Source organism: Plantactinospora sp. DSM 117369 (assembly GCF_053764795.1).
The window spans coordinates 8,921,380-8,937,818 of record NZ_CM132446.1; the positions used below are offsets into that span (position 1 = coordinate 8,921,380).

Consider the following 16,439-nt stretch of genomic DNA (forward strand, 5'->3'; position numbering starts at 1 on the left):
ACCATCCGTACCGGGCGGCGTGCTCGCCACCAGAGAGACTGGACCGGACCCGTGATCGGACACCCCGCGATCGGTACCCGCCACCGGACACCCGCGTAAAGGAGACCAACCCGTGTCCGCGACACCCCTGCTGGAACTGCGCGGGATCGACAAGAGCTTCGGTCCCGTCCAGGTCCTCCGCGACGTCAACCTCTCGGTCAATCCCGGCGAGGTGACCGCGCTCGTCGGCGACAACGGCGCCGGCAAGTCCACCCTCGTCAAGTGCGTCGCCGGCATCTACTCGGCCGACGGCGGCGAGATCCTCTTCGAGGGCCGACCGGTGCACATCCACAACCCCCGGGACGCCGCCACCCTCGGCATCGAGGTCGTCTACCAGGACCTCGCGCTCTGCGACAACCTCGACATCGTGCAGAACATGTTCCTCGGCCGGGAGAAGCGCCGCGGCCTCGTCCTGGACGAGCCGACCATGGAACAGATGGCCGCCGAGACCCTGGCCGGGCTCTCCGTCCGGACCGTGAAGTCGCTGCGACAGCACGTCTCCAGCCTCTCCGGCGGGCAGCGGCAGACCGTGGCGATCGCCAAGGCCGTGCTCTGGAACAGCCGACTCGTCATCCTCGACGAGCCGACCGCCGCGCTCGGCGTGGCGCAGACCGCCCAGGTGCTCGAACTGGTCCGCCGGCTGGCCGACAACGGCCTCGCCGTGGTGCTCATCTCGCACAACATGAACGACGTCTTCGCCGTCTCCGACCAGATCGCCATGCTCTACCTCGGCCAGATGGTGGCGCAGCTGCGGACCAGCGACGTCACGCACGCCCAGGTGGTCGAGCTGATCACCGCCGGGCGCAGCGGCGGCCTCGGGCTGACCGGCGAGAACGGCAACGGCAACGGCAAACACGACACCCCACCCAGCACCGAGACCACGAGCGCAGGAGCCGACAGATGAGCCCCGCCCCTCCCACCACCGTGGTGCCGCCGGTCGAGGTGCCGGCCGCGCCGGCGCCCACGGTCGGCAGCCACGTCCGGGACTATCTGGCCCGGGTACGCGGCGGCGACATGGGCGCGCTGCCGGCGGTACTCGGCCTGATCGTGCTCTGCGCCGTCTTCGCCGCGCTGCGCCCCAACTTCATGACCGAGGGGAACTTCGCCAACCTGTTCACCCAGGGCGCGGCGGTGATGCTGATCGCGATGGGGCTGGTCTTCGTCCTGCTGCTCGGCGAGATCGACCTCTCCGCCGGCTTCGCCAGCGGGGTCTGCGCCGCGGTACTCGCCCAGTTGGTCACCCTGCAGGGCTATCCCTGGTACGTCGCGGTCGCCGCCGCACTCGTCACCGGAGTGGTGATCGGGCTGGTCATCGGCTTCCTGGTGGCCAAGGTCGGCATTCCGTCCTTCGTGGTCACCCTGGCCGCGTTCCTCGCCTTCCAGGGCATCGTGCTGCTGCTGATCAAGGGTGGCACCAACGTCTCGATCCGGGACGACGTGCTGGTGGCGATCGCCAACCGGAACATGCCGCCGTGGCTCGGCTGGGCGCTGACCCTGCTCGGCGTCGCCGGCTACGCGGTCGTACAACTGCTGCGGCACCGCAACCGCAGCGCGCTCGGCCTGGTCACCGCGCCGCTCGCCGTGGTATTGATCCGGATCGGCTCGCTGGCGGCGATCGCCGGCACCGCCGTGTACCTGCTGAACCTGGAGCGCAGCCGCAACGTGCTCGTCTCGCTCAAGGGCGTACCGATCGTGGTGCCGATCATCGTGATCCTGCTGGTCGTGCTCACCTTCGTACTGCAACGCACCGCGTACGGCCGGCACGTCTACGCGGTCGGCGGCAACCGGGAGGCGGCGCGGCGGGCCGGCATCGACGTGGACCGGATCCGGATCTCGGTCTTCGTGATCTGCTCGACGATGGCGGCGATCGGCGGGATCGTGGCGGCCAGCCGGGCCACCTCGGTCGACGCCAACACCGGGGGCAGTAAGGTCCTGCTCTACGCGGTCGGCGCGGCGGTGATCGGCGGCACCAGCCTCTTCGGCGGCAAGGGCCGGATCGTGGACGCGGTGCTCGGCGGCGCGGTGATCGCGGTCATCGACAACGGGATGGGGCTGCTCGGCCGCAGTTCCGGCTTCACCTTCGTGGTGACCGGCCTGGTGCTGCTGCTGGCGGCCAGTGTGGACGCACTCTCCCGACGCCGGGCCGCCGCGACCGGTAATCGATAGGGGCACGATGCGCGCAGGGCCGAGCCAGGAGGAGATTCGCCGGCAGAATCTCGGCGCGCTGCTGCGTTACGTCCACATCCACGGCGCCACCTCCCGGGCGGAGCTGACCACCTCGCTCGGGCTGAACCGGAGCACCATCGGCGCGCTCACCGCCGAACTGGCCGCCGCCGGCCTGGTCAGCGAACGGGCGCCCCGGGAGACCGGGCGGGCCGGACGGCCTTCGCTGGTCGTCCGGCCCGAGTCGGGGCGGGTCTTCGCGTACGCGTACAGCATCGAGGTGGACCGGCTGCGGGCCGCCCGGATCGGGCTCGGCGGGGTGGTGCTGGACCGCCGGCAGGCCGAGCGGCCCCCGGGGTTGCCGGCGGTGGAGAGCCTGCCGCTGCTGGCCGGCTTCGTGAAGGAGATGCACCAGGCGGTACCGGCGGGCTCGGTCTACGTCGGCAGCGGCGTGGCGGTCTGCGGGCGGTTGCGCCGCCCGGACGGCGCGGTGCACGTCCGGCCGGAGAGCGCCGGCTGGGCCGGCCGCGGCGAGCTGGACAAGCCGCTGGCCGAGGCGCTCGGTGAACTGCTGCCGCAGGAGCGCCCGGTGCTGGTCAGCAACGCCGCCGACGCGAGCGCGGTCGCCGAACACGCCCGGGGCGCGGCCAGCGGCTACGACGACGTCATCTACCTGCACCGGGACGTCGGCATCGACGCCGGGATCATCGTCGGCGGCCGGCGGCTGACCGGGCAGGGCGGCTACGCCGGGGAGGTCGGCCACATGGTGGTGAACCCCGGCGGAAGCCCGTGCGGCTGCGGCTCGTACGGCTGCTGGGAGACCGAGATCGGCGAGTACGCCCTGCTGCTGGCGGCCGGCCGGGACGACGCCGTGGGCCGGGAGGCCGCCCTGCGGGTGGTCGACGCGGCCGCCCGGGGTGACGCGAACGCGCAGGCGGCGGTCCGGCAGATCGGCGACTGGCTCGGGTTCGGCGTGGCGAACCTGGTCAACATCTTCAACCCCGGGGTGGTCATCTTCGGCGGCACCCTCCGGGACGTCTACCTCGCGGCAGCGGCCCGGGTGCGCAGCCGGCTCAACTCGCTGGCCCTGCCCACCCCGCGCGAGCAGGTACGCCTGCGTACCCCGCAGCTGGGCGAGGACGCCGCGTTGGTCGGCGCCGCCGAGCTGGCCTTCGAGCACCTGCTCGCCGACCCGCTCGACGCGGGCTGACCGGGCACCGGGCGTACGCTGTCCGACGTGGACGGGCAACTGCGGGCCTCCGACTCCGATCGGCAACGGGTGGTCGCCGACCTGCAACGGCACACCGAACAGGGCCGGTTGAGCCTGGACGAGTTCTCCGAGCGGGTCGGCGCGGTCTACACCGCGCGTACCCTCGGGGAGCTGGCCACCGTCATCCGGGACCTGCCGGCGGCGCCGGCCGTCACCGAGCCGGCCGGCGGCGGCAGCACCGGTGCCCGGCGGGAACTGCTGATCGTCTTCGCCGTCGCCGCCGCCACCCTGCTCCTGCTGGTGATCTTCATGGCGGTCACCCGCTGATCGGCGCCGGCCCGATCGGCATCACCCCCTCGGCCAAGGCCGGTGCTTTGTCCGGTTAACCGGCGCGGCGTCGCGTTCCGTACCGCACGCCGGCCCACCGAACGCGTTCTTTCCCACATGCGGTTGCGATGATCGATGGTGCACCCTTGGATAGCCCCGGTTGGTTCGGGTTTGTCAACTTGGTTCGGTCATTGGAGAAGGCTGGCATGAGCACGTTCGAGATCTGTGTCGACAGCGTCGAGGGGACGCTGGCGGCGGAGCGGGCCGGCGCCGACCGGGTGGAACTCTGCGCGGGGTTGTTCGAGGGCGGGTTGACCCCCAGCATCGGCACCATCGAGCTGGCCCTGCGGCACGCGGAGCGGATCCGGGTGCACGTGCTGGTACGCCCCCGGGGCGGGGACTTCATCTACTCCCCGTACGAGGTCGATGCGATGGTCCGCGACGTGCAGGCCGCGGTGACGGTGGGCGCGCACGGGGTCGTGGTCGGTGCGCTGACCCCGGAGGGCGACGTCGACGTACCCACCATGCGCCGGCTGCTCGCGGCGGCCGACGGCGCGAGCGTCACCTTCCACCGGGCGTTCGACATGGTCCGGGACCCGTTCGAGGCGCTGGAGCAACTGATCGAGCTGGGCATCCCCCGGGTGCTCACCTCTGGTCAGGAGGAGACCGCGCTGGCCGGTGCTCCGCTCATCGCCGACCTGGTCGGCAAGGCCGCCGGCCGGATCGCGGTGATGGCCGGCGGCGGGATCAACGAGCGGAACATCGCCCGGATCGTCGCCGCCACCGGCGCGGACGAATACCACTTCACCGCGCGGGTCAGCTCGGACGGGCCGGCGATCCACCGCAACCCGGTACCCCGGATGGGTGGGGTGTTGAGCCGCCCCGAGTACCAGCGCTCGGAGACCTCGCCGGAGCGGATCGGCCGGATCATCGGCGCGGTGCACCGGTAACCTCCGCCCCGGCCGGCGCTGTCGCCGCCCCGGCCGGTGTCTCGGCGGGCGGTGTCGGTGGCCGGTCGAGTTCGCGCCAGACCGGCATCACGAACGGCATCAGCGTCACCAGCAGGTACGCGCCCGCGAACGCCAGGCAGGCGACCGGCAGCCGCAACTCCTGTACGGCGAGCCCGCCGAGCAGCCCACCGAGCGGGATGCCGGCCCAGGCCGCCGCCTGCGCCAGCCCGAGCACCCGGGCCCGGAGCGCCTCGGGAATCCGTTCGAAGCTGACCGCGCCCAGGATCGGGTTGATCGCCGCGACGGAGACTCCGGCGACGAACGAGACCAGATAGATCACCCAGAGCCGGTCCAGCAGGGCGAGCGCGACGAACCGGGGTGCCCCGGCGAGCAGGAACCCGACCGCGAAGACGGCGAACCGCGGCACCCGGTCCGCCACGACGGTGAAGACCGCGTTGCCCAGCACCGCGCCCAGGGCGAAGGTCGCGGTGAGCAGGCCGAGCGCCGTCGACGACCGGACCACCTCGGTGGCCCAGACCGGGGTGAGCACCGCGGTGTACGCCGCATCGGCCAGGTTGGTCACCAGCAGCATCAGCACGATGCCGTGCACGAGCCGGTCGTGGCGTAGATAGCGCAGACCGGCCCGGAGCGCGACCAGATAGGGCTCCCGGCCCGGCGCGGCACCGTCCCGTGGCATGGATTCCACTGCGGACCGGTGATGTGGCACGGCGAGGGCCACCAGGACCGCCCCGACCAGGAAGGTCCCCGCGTCGAGGAGCAGCACCAGCGGGGCGTCGAGCACGGCGATGAGCAGCCCGGCCAGCGGCGCGCCGAGCAGCGTGGCGAGCCGGCTGAGCCCGTCGTGCAGGCTGGTCGCCCGGGTCATCGGAGTGCCCGCCGCCGCCACGGTCTCCGGGAAGACCACCCGCTTGGCGGTGTCGCCCAGCCCACGCAGCAGCCCGGCCACCGCGACCAGGCCGATCAGCGTACCGAACCGGAGCAGACCGGCCAGGTGCAGCAGCGGGACGGTGGCCACCGCCGCCGCGCTGCCCAGATCGGCGACGATGCTGGTCCGGCGGGCACCGACCCGGTCGATCAGCGGCCCGCCGAGGGCGCAGGCCAGCACGTACGGAAGCATTTCGGCGAACGCGACCACGCCGGTCCGGACGGCGCTGCCGGTGACCACGAGGGTGAACCAGGGCAGCGCCACCATGCTCATCCGGCTGCCGACCAGGGAGACCCCCTCGGCGACCAGCAGCCCGACCAGTGGTCGGCGGTCCCGGGCCATCAGCCCGCCTCCCCCGGCCGATCGCCCTCCTCCGGCCGATCGCCGCCGCGCCGGACGAACGGCATCAACTGGGCCTGCACCACGAACGGCTCGGCGTCGTCCGGTGCCGTCACGCCGGGCTCGTCCCGCCGGTACCGCCCGATCAGCTCGGTCAGCGCGTCGGAGAACTCCTGCGCCTCGGTCGGGGTCAGCCGGAGCTGCCAGTTGCTCAGGGTGGAGGCCCGCCCCCACTCCTCCGACAGGCTGGGCAGCTCGTTCAACCACCGGTCGACCCGCTCGGCGTAGAGCGCGGCGACGGATCGCAGGTACGTCTCGACGTCGGGGAGCGCGTCCCGACCGACCTCGCTGTCGAGCCGGGTGTTCCGGTGCGCGGCCCGCCACCACCGCTCGCGGCCGGCACCGCGCCCGGGCTCCTCGACCACGAAGCCGTACTGGGCGAGTTGTCGCAGGTGGTAGCTGGTGGCACCGGTGGACTGACCGAGCCGCTCGGCGAGCAGGGTTGCCGTGGCCGGCCCATGTTCGCGCAGTGTGTTGAGTATCCGGACCCGCAGCGGGTGGGCGAGACCGCGCAGTGACGTCGGGTTCAGCCGCACTTCGTCCCTAGACATGTTGGCAAAGGTATCCTTGCAAAGTCTTCTTTGCAAGCATCCCGCCCACGTTCACGCCGAGCGACGGGTCGGGGCGGCGCGGGTCAGGGCGGCCCGGGTCAGGGCGGCGCCGGTCGGCCGGTGCGGGTCAGGGCAGCGCGGGTCAGGGCAGCGCGCGGTTCGGGCGGCGCGGTTCGGCCGGTGCGGGTCAGGGCCGGTCGCCGTGCCAGGAGCGCCAGAGCGCGGCGTACGAGCCGCCGGCGGCGACCAGCTCGGCGTGCGGGCCCAGCTCGGTGATCCGGCCGTCCTCCACCACGGCGACCCGGTCGGCGTCGTGTGCGGAGTGCAGCCGGTGTGCGATCGCGATCACCGTACGGCCGCGCAGCACCGCGGCCAGCGAGCGCTCCAGGTGCCGGGCCGCCCGGGGGTCGAGCAGCGAGGTGGCCTCGTCGAGTACCAGGGTGTGCGGGTCGGCGAGGACCAGCCGGGCGAGCGCGAGCTGCTGGGCCTGGGCGGCGGAAAGCGGATGCCCGCCCGCACCGACCTCGGTGTCCAGCCCGGCGGGAAGCTGCTCCGCCCAGTCCAGCGCGTCGACGGCGGCGAGCGCCGCGCGTACCCGGTCGTCGGTCGCGTCCGGCCGGACCATGGTGAGGTTGTCGCGCAGCGTACCGAGGAAGACGTGGTGTTCCTGGGTGACCAGCGCGACCTCGGTACGGAGGTCGGCCAGCGGCAGGTCGGCGAGCGGGACGCCGCCGACGGTGACCGAGCCGTGCCCCGGCCGGTGGATCCCGGCGAGCAGCCGGCCCAGCGTCGACTTGCCGGCCCCGGACGGACCCACCATCGCCAGCCGTTCGCCCGGGGCCACGCTCAGGGTCACGCCGTGCAGCACGTCCCGCCCCGGCTGATAGGCGTAGCGCACGTCCCGGGCGACCAACCGCTGGTCGGCCGGGCGGGCCGCCGGCTCGTCGGCCGGGGCGTCGTCGGGGCGCCGGGCCACCCCGAGCAGCCGGGCCAGCGACGCGCCGCCGACCTGCACCTCGTCCAGCCAGGAGAGCAGCCGGTCGATCGGGTCCATCAACTGCTGGACGTAGAGGGTGGCGGCGGTGACCTCACCGAGCGTCACCCAGCCCTCGATGTAGAACCAGCCGCCGAGGACCAGGGTCGCGACGACCGGCAGCACGTAGCCGGTCTCGGCCAGTGGAAAGAAGACGGTACGCAGGAAGAGGGTGTAGCGCTCGGCCGCGTACGACCGGCCGATGTCGGCGTCGGTGCGGGCCCGGCGCCGCGCCTGCTGCCGGAGCGCCTCGGTGGTCCGCGACCCCTCCACCGTCTCGCTGATCCCGTCGGTGATGTCGGAATAGGCGGCGTTCTCCGCGAGATAGCCGGGGGTGGCCCGGCGCAGGTACCAGCGGGTGGCCAGCACCAGGATCGGCACCGCGACCAGGGCGGGCAGCATCAGCAGCGGGTCGGTCAGCAGCACCGCGCCGATCACGGCGACCGCCGTCAGGACCGCGATCAGCGTCTCCGGCACGGCGAACCGGACCGACCGGGACAGCGCGGCGACGTCCCGGCTGCTCCGGGTCAGCAGGTCACCGGTGCCGGCCCGCTCCACGGTAGACAGTGGGATGGCCAGGATCCGGTCGACGAACTCCTCCCGCAGCTCGGCGAGGATCCGTTCACCGAGCCGGGCCGAGGCGAAGTGGGCGAACCGGATCAGCACCGCCTGCGCCACCACGAACCCGGCGATCGCCAGCGCGACCCGGTCCACCGTCACCGTGCTGGTGCCCTCGGCGATCGCCTCGACCAGGTCACCGAGCAGCCGTGGCGCGGCCAGCCCGGTGATCGCGGCCAACCCGTGCAGCGCGAGCGCGCCGGCCAGTGCCCGGGGGTGCCGGCGGAGCAGGCTGCGCGCGTACCGGCGCACCTGCGCCGCGTCGGCGACCGGCAGCGCGTCGCGCTCGCTCATCTCAGTCCCCCTCCTCGGCCCGGGTCACGACGGCGGCGTAGCGCGGCTCGCTGTCCAGCAGGTCGCGGTGCCCGCCCTCGGCCACCGCCTTGCCGTCGGAGACGAAGACCACGTGGTCGGCCCGGTCCAGTACCAGCGGGCTGGTGGTGCAGACCAGGGTGGTCCGGCCCCGCCGGGCCGGGCCGAGCCGGTCGGCGATCCGCGCCTCGGTGTGCGCGTCCACCGCGCTGGTCGGCTCGACCAGGATCAGGATCTCCGGGTCGGCGACCAAAGCCCGGACCAGCCGCAACCGCTGTTGCTGGCCGCCGGAGAACTCCCGGCCCCGCTCGGCGACCCGGCCGGCGAGCCCGCCCGGCAGCGCCGCCACGATGTCGGTGGCGCTGGCCGCGTCCAGCGCCGCCGCGATGGTCGCGTCGTCGGCCCGGTCGTGCGGGTCCAGCTCCGCGCGGAGCGGGCCGGAGAAGAGCCGCGCCTCGTTGTCGGACACCAGGATCCGGCGCCGGACCGTGGCCAGCGCCAGCTTCCGCAGGGGTACGCCGCGCAGCGTCGCCTCGCTGTCGACGTACCGGCCGAGCCGGTCGGCGATGGCGACCGCGTCCTCCGGCGCGGCGGCGGCGAGCGCGGTCAGCCGGCCGGGCCGCACCGTCACGCCGGACTCGACGTCGACCAGCTCACCCGGGCCGTCGGGCAGCTCGACGGGGTGCTCGGGATCGGTGACGTCCGGTCGCAGGTCGAGCATCGACACCACCCGGCGGGCCGAGACGTGCCCCCGGGTGATCCGGTCGATCAGCTCGGTCAGCATCCGCAGTGGACCGATCAGGAAGACCGTGTAGCCGTAGAAGGAGACGAGCTGCCCGACGCTGATCTCGCCACGGAGGGCGAACCGGGCGCCGAGCCAGGTCACCAGCACCAGGAAGATGCCGGGCATCAGGACCTGGGTGGCCTCCAGCAGCGCCTCCACCCGGGCCACCCGTACGCCGCCGTGCCGCAGCGCCTGCGACTCCGCCCGGTAGCGCGCCGAGAAGACCGACTCCCCGCCCACGCCGCGCAGCACCCGCAGCCCGGCGACGATGTCGCTGGCCCGGGTGGTCAGGGTCGCCTGCTGGTCCCGGTACGCCTCCTGACGCCGGTGCAGTGGCCGGATCAGCATCGCGACGACCGCCATCAGCAGCGGTACGCCGAGCACCACCACCAGGCCGAGCGGCACCGAGGTGGCGAGCAGGATCGCGGTGATGGTGAGCACCGCGAAGAACGAACCGGTGCCCCGGGAGAGGATGTCGAGCGCCCCGCCGATGTGGTTGATGTCGGCGGTGCCGATGCTGACCACCTCACCGGTGGCGAGCCGCTTGGGCAGGGTCGCGCCGAGCCGGTTGGCGTGGTCGACGGTGAGCTGCACCGTCCGGTACGCCCCGGCCAGCCAGTTGAAGCTGGCGAACCGGTGCCGGATGATCCCGACGATCGCCTGCACGATGCCGAGCGAGAGCAGCACCAGGCCCCAGCGCAGCAGCGCGTCGGTGTCCCGCGCGACCAGGCCAGCGTCGATCGCCCTGCCCAGCGCGGCCGGCATCAGCGCCTGGCCGACGAAGGAGATAACGGCCAGCACCATGCCCCAGGCGAGGGTGGGCCAGATCCGCGCGGCGAGCCAGAGCAGGAATCTGGTCGCCGAGCGCTGGTCCGGCACGCCGGGATCGGGTACGGGTAGCGGGCGCATCGCGGTGACGGTATGGAACCAATCGCCACGATCGCCACAGGTTTTCCGCAGATCCCTCTGACCAGGGGTAGCTGGGCGACCACCTCCCGTGATAGTTCTTACCCCAGATTCGATCGGCCCTCCCGAGGCCCGACCCCGCGACCGTGCCTGATGCCGGTCGCCGGGAGCAACGGTCTTGCCGCCCAGCTCGCTCACCTGGAGACGGTGGCCCACCGGCCGCACATCGAGATCCGTGTGCTGCCCGAGCGGATCAACCTGGCCACTCGATTCAACGGCGCCTTCTACGTGTTCAAGACGCCGGCCGGCTTTCCCGAGGTCGCATACCGGGAGAACTTCGCCGGCCGGATGTACCTCGAATCGCCGCGGAGCCCGCGAGAGCGCCGAGGCCACAGAGAACCCGGTCGACGACCGAGGTCGTACCGAACCGGGTGACCGCCACCAGCAGCAGGACGACGGCGCTCACGCTCATCCCGACGACGTGGACCACATAGAGGGACACGGAGTCCATCCTGGACGGTGATCGACGACCGGGACAAGCGGATTCTCTTCCGCACGCTCTGCTTCCGCTCAGCAGTTAAAGGCGGTGCGGTTCTTGTCTCCACCCTCGCCAAGTCGCACGCCCTCCTCACCGGTGGACTCGACTCGTCCACCCCGACACCAAGTCGGGATCTTGGCAAGTTTCGGTTCGCCTCGAACCAGAATTCGCCGAGAATCTTGGCGAGCTTCGGCTATCCGGATTTGGCGTGGGCTCGGACGGTTGCGACGTCCCAGCGCCAGATGGTGTCGCCGACGCAGACGGAGAGGGTACGGCTGTCCGGGGTGAAGGAGAGCTGCACACTCCGGTTCGTCAGATTCCGGTTCGACGGCACCGCGCCGACCTGGCGGCGGGCGGCCACGTCCCACAGCCGTACGCCGCCGGCGTCCGTGCTGGCCAGGGTGCCATCCCTGGCAAAGGCCACGTCGAGTACGCCGCTGCCGTGCGTGCCGAGCACGGCGGTCTGCTTGCGGGTGGCGACGTTCCACAGCCGTACGGTGCCGTCGATTCCGCCGGTCGCCAGGGTCTTCCCGTCCGGGCTGAACGCCACCGGTATGCCCGGGTCGGCCGCCGGCACCATGCCGCTCGGGAAGGTACTGGCCGTCAGCACGGCCAGCCGCCGGTAGGAGCGCGCGTCCCAGAGCAGGGTCCGGCCCTTGCCGCCGTCGGTGGCCAGCAGCTTGCCGTCGGGGCTGAACGCCACGTGCTGGATGGTGGCCGGGTCGTCGCTGTCGACCCGGCCGCGCCGGCTCCAGCCCGAGACGCTCCAGAATCGCACCGACTCGTCGTGTCCGGCGCAGGCGAGGAACTGCTCGTCGCGGGGACTGAAGGCGAGGCAGGAGGCCCACCACGAATCGCTGAGCCGGCGTAGCCGCTTACCGCTGGCCACGTCCCAGACCTGGACGTAGCCGAACATTCCAGAGTCGTACGTGGCCAGCAGCCGGCCGTTCGAGTTGAACGCCGCCCACTCGAAGTCCTCCCGGTGGACCGGACCCGAGCCCCCGGGTACCTGGTACGTCTCCTTGCCGGCCGTCACCTGCTTGCCGACCGGCCGCAGCTCCGGAACGGTGTAGGTCCTGATCGCGTAGGTACCGACGGCGGCGAGGCGGGTACCGTCCGGGCTGAGCACCACACTGTTGGCCTTGAAGTCGGCCGGCACCCGCAGCACCTGTGGCTCTGGCGCTGCCGGCCCGGACGATTCCTCCGGTACCGCCGAACCGGTCGGGCCGGCACTCGGGGTCGGATCGGCGCTCGGATCGCCGCCGCCCCCGCCCCACGGCACGACGCTCCAGACCGCGTAACCGAGCAGCACGAGCACGACCACGGCGGCGGCCACCAGGGCGGGCCGCCGACGGACTCCCGACGCCGGCCGTGGCTCCGGCCCAGGAGACGCCTCCGGGGCGGGGCCGACGGTCGGCGGCGCGTCGTCGACCAGCGGTACCGCGACGACGGGCTCCGGCGCGGAGGCGTCGACGGGTGTCGGTGGAGCCGACCCCGCGACGTGGTCCGGTGCCGCTCCGACGGCGGGCGCCTCCCGCTCCTCCGCTGCCGGCTCGGGCTCGCTGGCAGGGCCAAGCCGCCCCGCCAGCTCGGGCTCGCCCGCCGGCTCCGGCTTCGGCTCTGGAGCAGGCTGTGGCACGGATTCTGGCGTGGGCTTCTGCCGCACGGTCGGCACGAGAGGCGACGGTGGCGGCGGTGGCGACCCGGGCGCGGCGCGAGTCGAAGGTTCGATCCGGGCTGGGAGAGGGGCGTGCACGCTGCCGCTGGCGACCACCAGTTCCGGCTGGTCCACCAGCACCGGCGGTATGCCGAGCCGCCGGTGCAGCAGCGTGCCGACCAGCGGCATCCGGCTCGCCCCGCCGACCAGGAACAACCCGGCCAGCTCGGCCGGCGCCACCCCGGCCGTGGCGAGCACCCGGGCCGCGACCGACACCGTACGCGCCAGGATCGGCTCGGCGAGCCGTTCGAGCTGCTCCCGGCCGAGCAGCGCCTCGTCGTCGACGATCGGTACGTGCAACAGCGCGGTCGGGGCCCGGGAAAGCAGCTCCTTGCCGACCCGTACGTCGTCCCAGAAACCGCGGGAGGCGCGCCGGTCGGCGGCACCGGTCGGCTGGAGCAGCCGCGACCAGGCCGACTCGTCCCGGGTCCGGTAGACCTCGCCGAGGGCGGTCACCAGGGCCGCGTCGATGTCCAACCCGCCGACGTCGCCCAGCCCGTCGGTCGCCAGTACCTCGAACCCGCCGGCCGCGTGCCGGACCACGGTGGCGTCGAAGGTGCCGGCGCCCAGGTCGTACACCATGGCGGTGGAACCGGCCGGGAGCCGGCGGCCGGCGACGGTGAGGAAGTAGCTGGCCGCCGCCACCGGCTCGGTGACCAGGGCCGGCTCGGCGAAGACCATCGACGCGGCGGCGAGCAGGGTCTGCCGTCGTACGGGCCCCCAGGAGACCGGATGGGTCAGTACCGCCCGGCGGACCGGCTCTCCCGCGACCTGGTCCGCCTCGGCCGCGACCCGACGCAGCACGGCGGCGATGAGTTCGACCACCGGTACGGCCCGGTCGCCGAGCAGCACCGTGCCGTGGTCCACGCAGCGCTTCGGCGCCGGCTCGAACCGCCCCGGCTGGGTACGCGCCGAGTGCAGCGCATCCCGGCCGGTCAGCAGGCCGCCGTCCGCCTCCGCGAAGACGGCCGACGGAAGCAGTGGCGAGCCGTCGAACAACAGCGGGCGGGGCTGCGCTCCGGGACCGGCCAGCACGGCGGCAGTGCTCGACGTACCGAAGTCGACGCCGACCCGCACCCCGTCGACTCCCACGCCGACACTCTATGCGGGACCCGCCAGCCGAGACCATCGGGCGACTCTGGCCTTGGTCAGTCCCGGTACGGCTCCGGCGTCTGCCGAGTGCCGCAGCCAGGCTGCCGTCTCCGCCCGCGCCCGGCCACGCTGGCTGTCCGTCATCACTCTGAGCGCACCGACCACTTGCCGGGAAGGTCGATTGTGGGCCAGCCAAAGCTGCCGCCGGGCTGCTCGACCATGCCGGTGTTGTCGTTCAACAACTGGGCCAACGACGTCATGGAGCTGTCGAACCTGTCGATGTACTCCAGCAGCGCCAACGCCGCGGCAGCAAGCAGTGAGATCACGGCCGCAGCGGTGCCACAGGCTTCCGGTGGTGCGGCGGGGGCGGTGACGACCGCAGCGGCCAACCCGACGGCGCCGACCATACCGGCGACAAACGTCGCTACCGCGGCGGCCAGAGCTGCCCAGAAGGCGACGAGGCCCCAGCCGAGATCGTCCAACGCGGCTTGAATCTTTTCGGTGGCCGGTCCGATGGTCGCGATGGCATCTGCCTGGGCGAGCGCCGCGTCCCGGTAGGCATCGGCTGCCGTGCCGGTCCAGAGGCGAGCAGAGTCCAACCCGTGTGGAGACACCTTTTGCTGCAAGCTACTAACCGGGGCACCCACCCGTAGGTTCCAGTACTCGCCGATGCGCCAGAGCGCTGGCGGGAAGCCCGGTTCCTCGGCGAACCTCTGCAGCTCATCGAATATGCGGTCCTTAAGTTCGAGGAACCTCTGCCATTCCCGCTCAATCGCCTCGGCACCGGTGCCGAGCGGCAACAGACGCATCACGTCGTTGAGCCGATCCGCCAACTCCACAGTCAACTGCTGGACCCGTTCGAGTCCGTCACTGACGTTCTGTTGCGAGCCCTCAGCAATCTGCTCCAGCCAGCTTGCCCTACTGCGCTCATCGCTAGTCCCCTGCCCGCTCCACGCGTACGGATGCCCCCAGGTCCGCCCGGTCGTACTCGTCCAGCACCGCCCGAAGCCTGGTCGCCATCTCCGTCATAATGACCGCACCCTCGCTCAGTATCCTCACCAAGAACTCCTGCGCCTCGGTGTAGCGCTGCCCGGCGCCGAGCCTGTCGGCCAGATATCCGGTGTGAAATCCGGTGAGGGCTAACGAGGACGCATCCTGCGCGGCCTTCGTCATGACCTCGGCAGCTTCATGCCATGTCGTCGCATCGCTCACAAGTGCTTCGCGTGCCATTCTGATGGTCGCCGCATCCGGTTCGGCCAACTCGGTGTCCCCCTCAAACTCTTGCCAGACGGCAGCGCTGCCGCCGCTGGTGTGAACAGATCAGCCGGGCGAGCCCAAGCGACGCATCAGGGCCGCTGGATCCACCGTGAGATCGCGCAATGCCGCTAGGCCCGGTAGACCGCCCAACGCGGCCTCGTCCTCCTGGGCAATCCGGTCGTACGCGTCCTGGCACGCCTCGTACAGATCGCTAGCAACGGCCTGGCCACTCGGCTGTTTCCGCAGCCAACGTTGATCGATGTCGACTCGTAAGATCTGGCCACCGGTCAACGTGACGGTCACACGATCGGCGAGGGACCGTCCTTGTACCTGCTGGCGCGCCCGCACGTCCGTCCGATGACGGAGGTCGTTCATCTCGGACATGGCTGCATTAGTGGCGTCCGATATCCGTAGGAGCTCCTCCACCCTGCTCTCATCGACACCAATCTGTCCGGTGTGGTGACAGTCAGAGGGGTCGGCGCCTTGGCACCGGATGAGCGCGCTCTGCCAGTCAGCCGGCGGCTCGCCATCTGCACGCTCAGCCACGCGTTCCGACCAGACCCTTATTCGATCGACAACAGCGCGGTTCGCCGCAGTGGTGATCGCCTCCGCCAGCCGCTCGGGACTTAGATCCCGCCACCATGTATGACTGACATCAACTCGCTGCACACGCCCCGAGTCGTTCAGATGCACCCGCACTGTGTGTGAATCATCCGCGCCGACACCGCTCACACCCGAGTGGTCCGTTCGCCAGGCAAGTCGCTCGGCCGACTCACGAAGCTGGAAGAGGTCCCGCGCAATGTTCACTGAGCCCCCATAATCTGATGAACGGTAGAGATGGACGATGCAGATCTCAGCGGGGCCAAGCCGTCATGGCGCGCAGCCAGGCCACGGTCTCCGTCACTCCCGGGCAACGTGCAACGGACAGGGCGTCGGCCAGGAAAGACAACTGATCCGGGGGCAACAGCACCCGTTCGCGACTGGCTAGGCGGAGCCGGACCTGCCGCCGGCCCGAGTCCACCACCAGCAGGGGAACAGTGGGCGGTGCTTGCATCGCGGCGGCCGGAGCCGAGACGGCGAGCATCTCGGCAGTGGACTGCAGTGACACGGCATGGGCGGCAGCCAGTTCGATGACCTGGCGACGTCCGTCCTGCACGGTCAGCCGAGTGCCGTCCAACCATGCCCCGGGAAACACGTGCCGTAACACACGGCGCAGCAGAAACCACGTCGCGATGCCGAGGACCGCACCTGTCACAAACGGCAGGGAGAGCGGTCCTCCTTCGAACGGATCAGAGCCGTCGGCAAGTATCCGCACCAGCAGCCTGCCCAGCCCGAAGCCGGCGGTGACGGCGGCAATGGCGACAGCGCCACCGAGCACCAACACGAGCAGGTATCGACCCACGAGCCCGCGCAGGTGCCCGACCGAGAGATAGACACGTTTGCCTGGCGACTGCACCCGGCCATCATGACAGACAGGGGCGACACGTAGGGTGGTCAGGATTGTGACAGAAGGTCAACAGCCGCCAGTGCTCGATCTACACCCGTACGGTCAAACCAACGCTCGCAATCCATGTCTCGCCACATACCGACTGCGGTC

Annotated in this window: 15 protein-coding genes; 6 read left to right on the forward strand and 9 right to left on the reverse strand. The window is 71.7% G+C overall.

The features are described from left to right. Window positions 1-112: 112 nt before the first annotated feature. The 5 genes from ACSMXO_RS38170 (at window position 113) to ACSMXO_RS38190 (ending at window position 4,689) form a co-directional block, all read left to right on the forward strand. On the forward strand, window positions 113-943 hold the full coding sequence (locus ACSMXO_RS38170) for an ATP-binding cassette domain-containing protein (RefSeq protein ID WP_346258242.1): 831 nt from the start codon (window positions 113-115) through the stop codon (window positions 941-943). Continuing rightward, entirely contained in the window at window positions 940-2,205 is a 1,266-nt protein-coding gene (locus tag ACSMXO_RS38175) for a sugar ABC transporter permease (protein WP_455415710.1), read from the forward strand. The genes ACSMXO_RS38170 and ACSMXO_RS38175 overlap by 4 nt, the downstream gene beginning before the upstream one ends. Window positions 2,206-2,212: 7 nt before the next feature. Continuing rightward, window positions 2,213-3,412, forward strand: coding sequence for an ROK family transcriptional regulator (locus ACSMXO_RS38180; RefSeq protein ID WP_346258244.1), 1,200 nt, complete (start codon window positions 2,213-2,215; stop codon window positions 3,410-3,412). Between the two features lie 27 nt (window positions 3,413-3,439). After that, complete coding sequence (locus ACSMXO_RS38185; RefSeq protein ID WP_346258245.1) at window positions 3,440-3,739, forward strand: DUF1707 SHOCT-like domain-containing protein; 300 nt, start codon at window positions 3,440-3,442, stop codon at window positions 3,737-3,739. A 206-nt stretch (window positions 3,740-3,945) separates the two neighbouring features. Further along, window positions 3,946-4,689, forward strand: coding sequence for a copper homeostasis protein CutC (locus ACSMXO_RS38190; protein ID WP_455415711.1), 744 nt, complete (start codon window positions 3,946-3,948; stop codon window positions 4,687-4,689). Here ACSMXO_RS38190 and ACSMXO_RS38195 read toward each other — a convergent pair. The 4 genes from ACSMXO_RS38195 to ACSMXO_RS38210 form a co-directional block, all read right to left on the reverse strand. Further along, a complete protein-coding gene (locus ACSMXO_RS38195) occupies window positions 4,667-5,977 on the reverse strand; it encodes an MFS transporter (RefSeq protein ID WP_455415712.1) in 1,311 nt (436 codons plus the stop codon). The genes ACSMXO_RS38190 and ACSMXO_RS38195 overlap by 23 nt on opposite strands. Beyond that, entirely contained in the window at window positions 5,977-6,585 is a 609-nt protein-coding gene (locus ACSMXO_RS38200; RefSeq protein WP_346258248.1) for a winged helix-turn-helix domain-containing protein, read from the reverse strand. Before ACSMXO_RS38200 ends, ACSMXO_RS38195 begins: the two co-directional genes overlap by 1 nt. Before the next feature lie 187 nt (window positions 6,586-6,772). Next, window positions 6,773-8,530 (reverse strand): ABC transporter ATP-binding protein, encoded by a 1,758-nt coding sequence (locus ACSMXO_RS38205; protein WP_455415713.1) that lies wholly within the window; start codon window positions 8,528-8,530, stop codon window positions 6,773-6,775. A gap of 1 nt (window position 8,531) precedes the next feature. Beyond that, on the reverse strand, window positions 8,532-10,241 hold the full coding sequence (locus ACSMXO_RS38210) for an ABC transporter ATP-binding protein (RefSeq protein WP_455415714.1): 1,710 nt from the start codon (window positions 10,239-10,241) through the stop codon (window positions 8,532-8,534). Between the two features lie 150 nt (window positions 10,242-10,391). On the opposite strand from ACSMXO_RS38210, the gene ACSMXO_RS38215 reads away from it, so the two are divergent. Next, the gene (locus ACSMXO_RS38215) at window positions 10,392-10,673 is read left to right on the forward strand and encodes a Scr1 family TA system antitoxin-like transcriptional regulator (protein ID WP_455415715.1); all 282 of its coding nucleotides are present in this window, start codon (window positions 10,392-10,394) and stop codon (window positions 10,671-10,673) included. Window positions 10,674-10,969: 296 nt separating this feature from the next. Here ACSMXO_RS38215 and ACSMXO_RS38220 read toward each other — a convergent pair whose 3' ends face one another. The 5 genes from ACSMXO_RS38220 to ACSMXO_RS38240 all read right to left on the reverse strand — a co-directional run bounded on the left by ACSMXO_RS38220 (window position 10,970) and on the right by ACSMXO_RS38240 (window position 16,298). Further along, entirely contained in the window at window positions 10,970-13,585 is a 2,616-nt protein-coding gene (locus ACSMXO_RS38220) for an Hsp70 family protein (protein ID WP_455415716.1), read from the reverse strand. A gap of 143 nt (window positions 13,586-13,728) precedes the next feature. Beyond that, on the reverse strand, window positions 13,729-14,430 hold the full coding sequence (locus tag ACSMXO_RS38225) for a hypothetical protein (protein WP_455415717.1): 702 nt from the start codon (window positions 14,428-14,430) through the stop codon (window positions 13,729-13,731). 88 nt (window positions 14,431-14,518) lie between these two features. After that, a complete protein-coding gene (locus ACSMXO_RS38230) occupies window positions 14,519-14,845 on the reverse strand; it encodes a hypothetical protein (RefSeq protein WP_455415718.1) in 327 nt (108 codons plus the stop codon). A 60-nt stretch (window positions 14,846-14,905) separates the two neighbouring features. After that, window positions 14,906-15,535 carry a hypothetical protein gene (locus ACSMXO_RS38235; RefSeq protein ID WP_455415719.1) on the reverse strand — a complete coding sequence of 210 codons (630 nt, stop codon included), beginning with the start codon at window positions 15,533-15,535 and terminating at the stop codon, window positions 14,906-14,908. 160 nt (window positions 15,536-15,695) lie between these two features. Then, entirely contained in the window at window positions 15,696-16,298 is a 603-nt protein-coding gene (locus tag ACSMXO_RS38240; protein WP_455415720.1) for a hypothetical protein, read from the reverse strand. Window positions 16,299-16,439 lie beyond the last annotated feature (141 nt).

What these genes read in the sequence shown, in the direction of transcription:
- ACSMXO_RS38180 (WP_346258244.1), top strand. Translation starts at nt 2,213, where the DNA reads ATGCGCGCAGGGCCGAGCCAGGAGGAGATTCGCCGGCAGAATCTCGGC.
- ACSMXO_RS38190 (WP_455415711.1), top strand. Translation starts at nt 3,946, where the DNA reads ATGAGCACGTTCGAGATCTGTGTCGACAGCGTCGAGGGGACGCTGGCG.
- ACSMXO_RS38175 (WP_455415710.1), top strand. Translation starts at nt 940, where the DNA reads ATGAGCCCCGCCCCTCCCACCACCGTGGTGCCGCCGGTCGAGGTGCCG.
- ACSMXO_RS38215 (WP_455415715.1), top strand. Translation starts at nt 10,392, where the DNA reads ATGCCGGTCGCCGGGAGCAACGGTCTTGCCGCCCAGCTCGCTCACCTG.
- ACSMXO_RS38210 (WP_455415714.1), bottom strand. Translation starts at nt 10,241, where the DNA reads ATGCGCCCGCTACCCGTACCCGATCCCGGCGTGCCGGACCAGCGCTCG.
- ACSMXO_RS38200 (WP_346258248.1), bottom strand. Translation starts at nt 6,585, where the DNA reads ATGTCTAGGGACGAAGTGCGGCTGAACCCGACGTCACTGCGCGGTCTC.
- ACSMXO_RS38205 (WP_455415713.1), bottom strand. Translation starts at nt 8,530, where the DNA reads ATGAGCGAGCGCGACGCGCTGCCGGTCGCCGACGCGGCGCAGGTGCGC.
- ACSMXO_RS38195 (WP_455415712.1), bottom strand. Translation starts at nt 5,977, where the DNA reads ATGGCCCGGGACCGCCGACCACTGGTCGGGCTGCTGGTCGCCGAGGGG.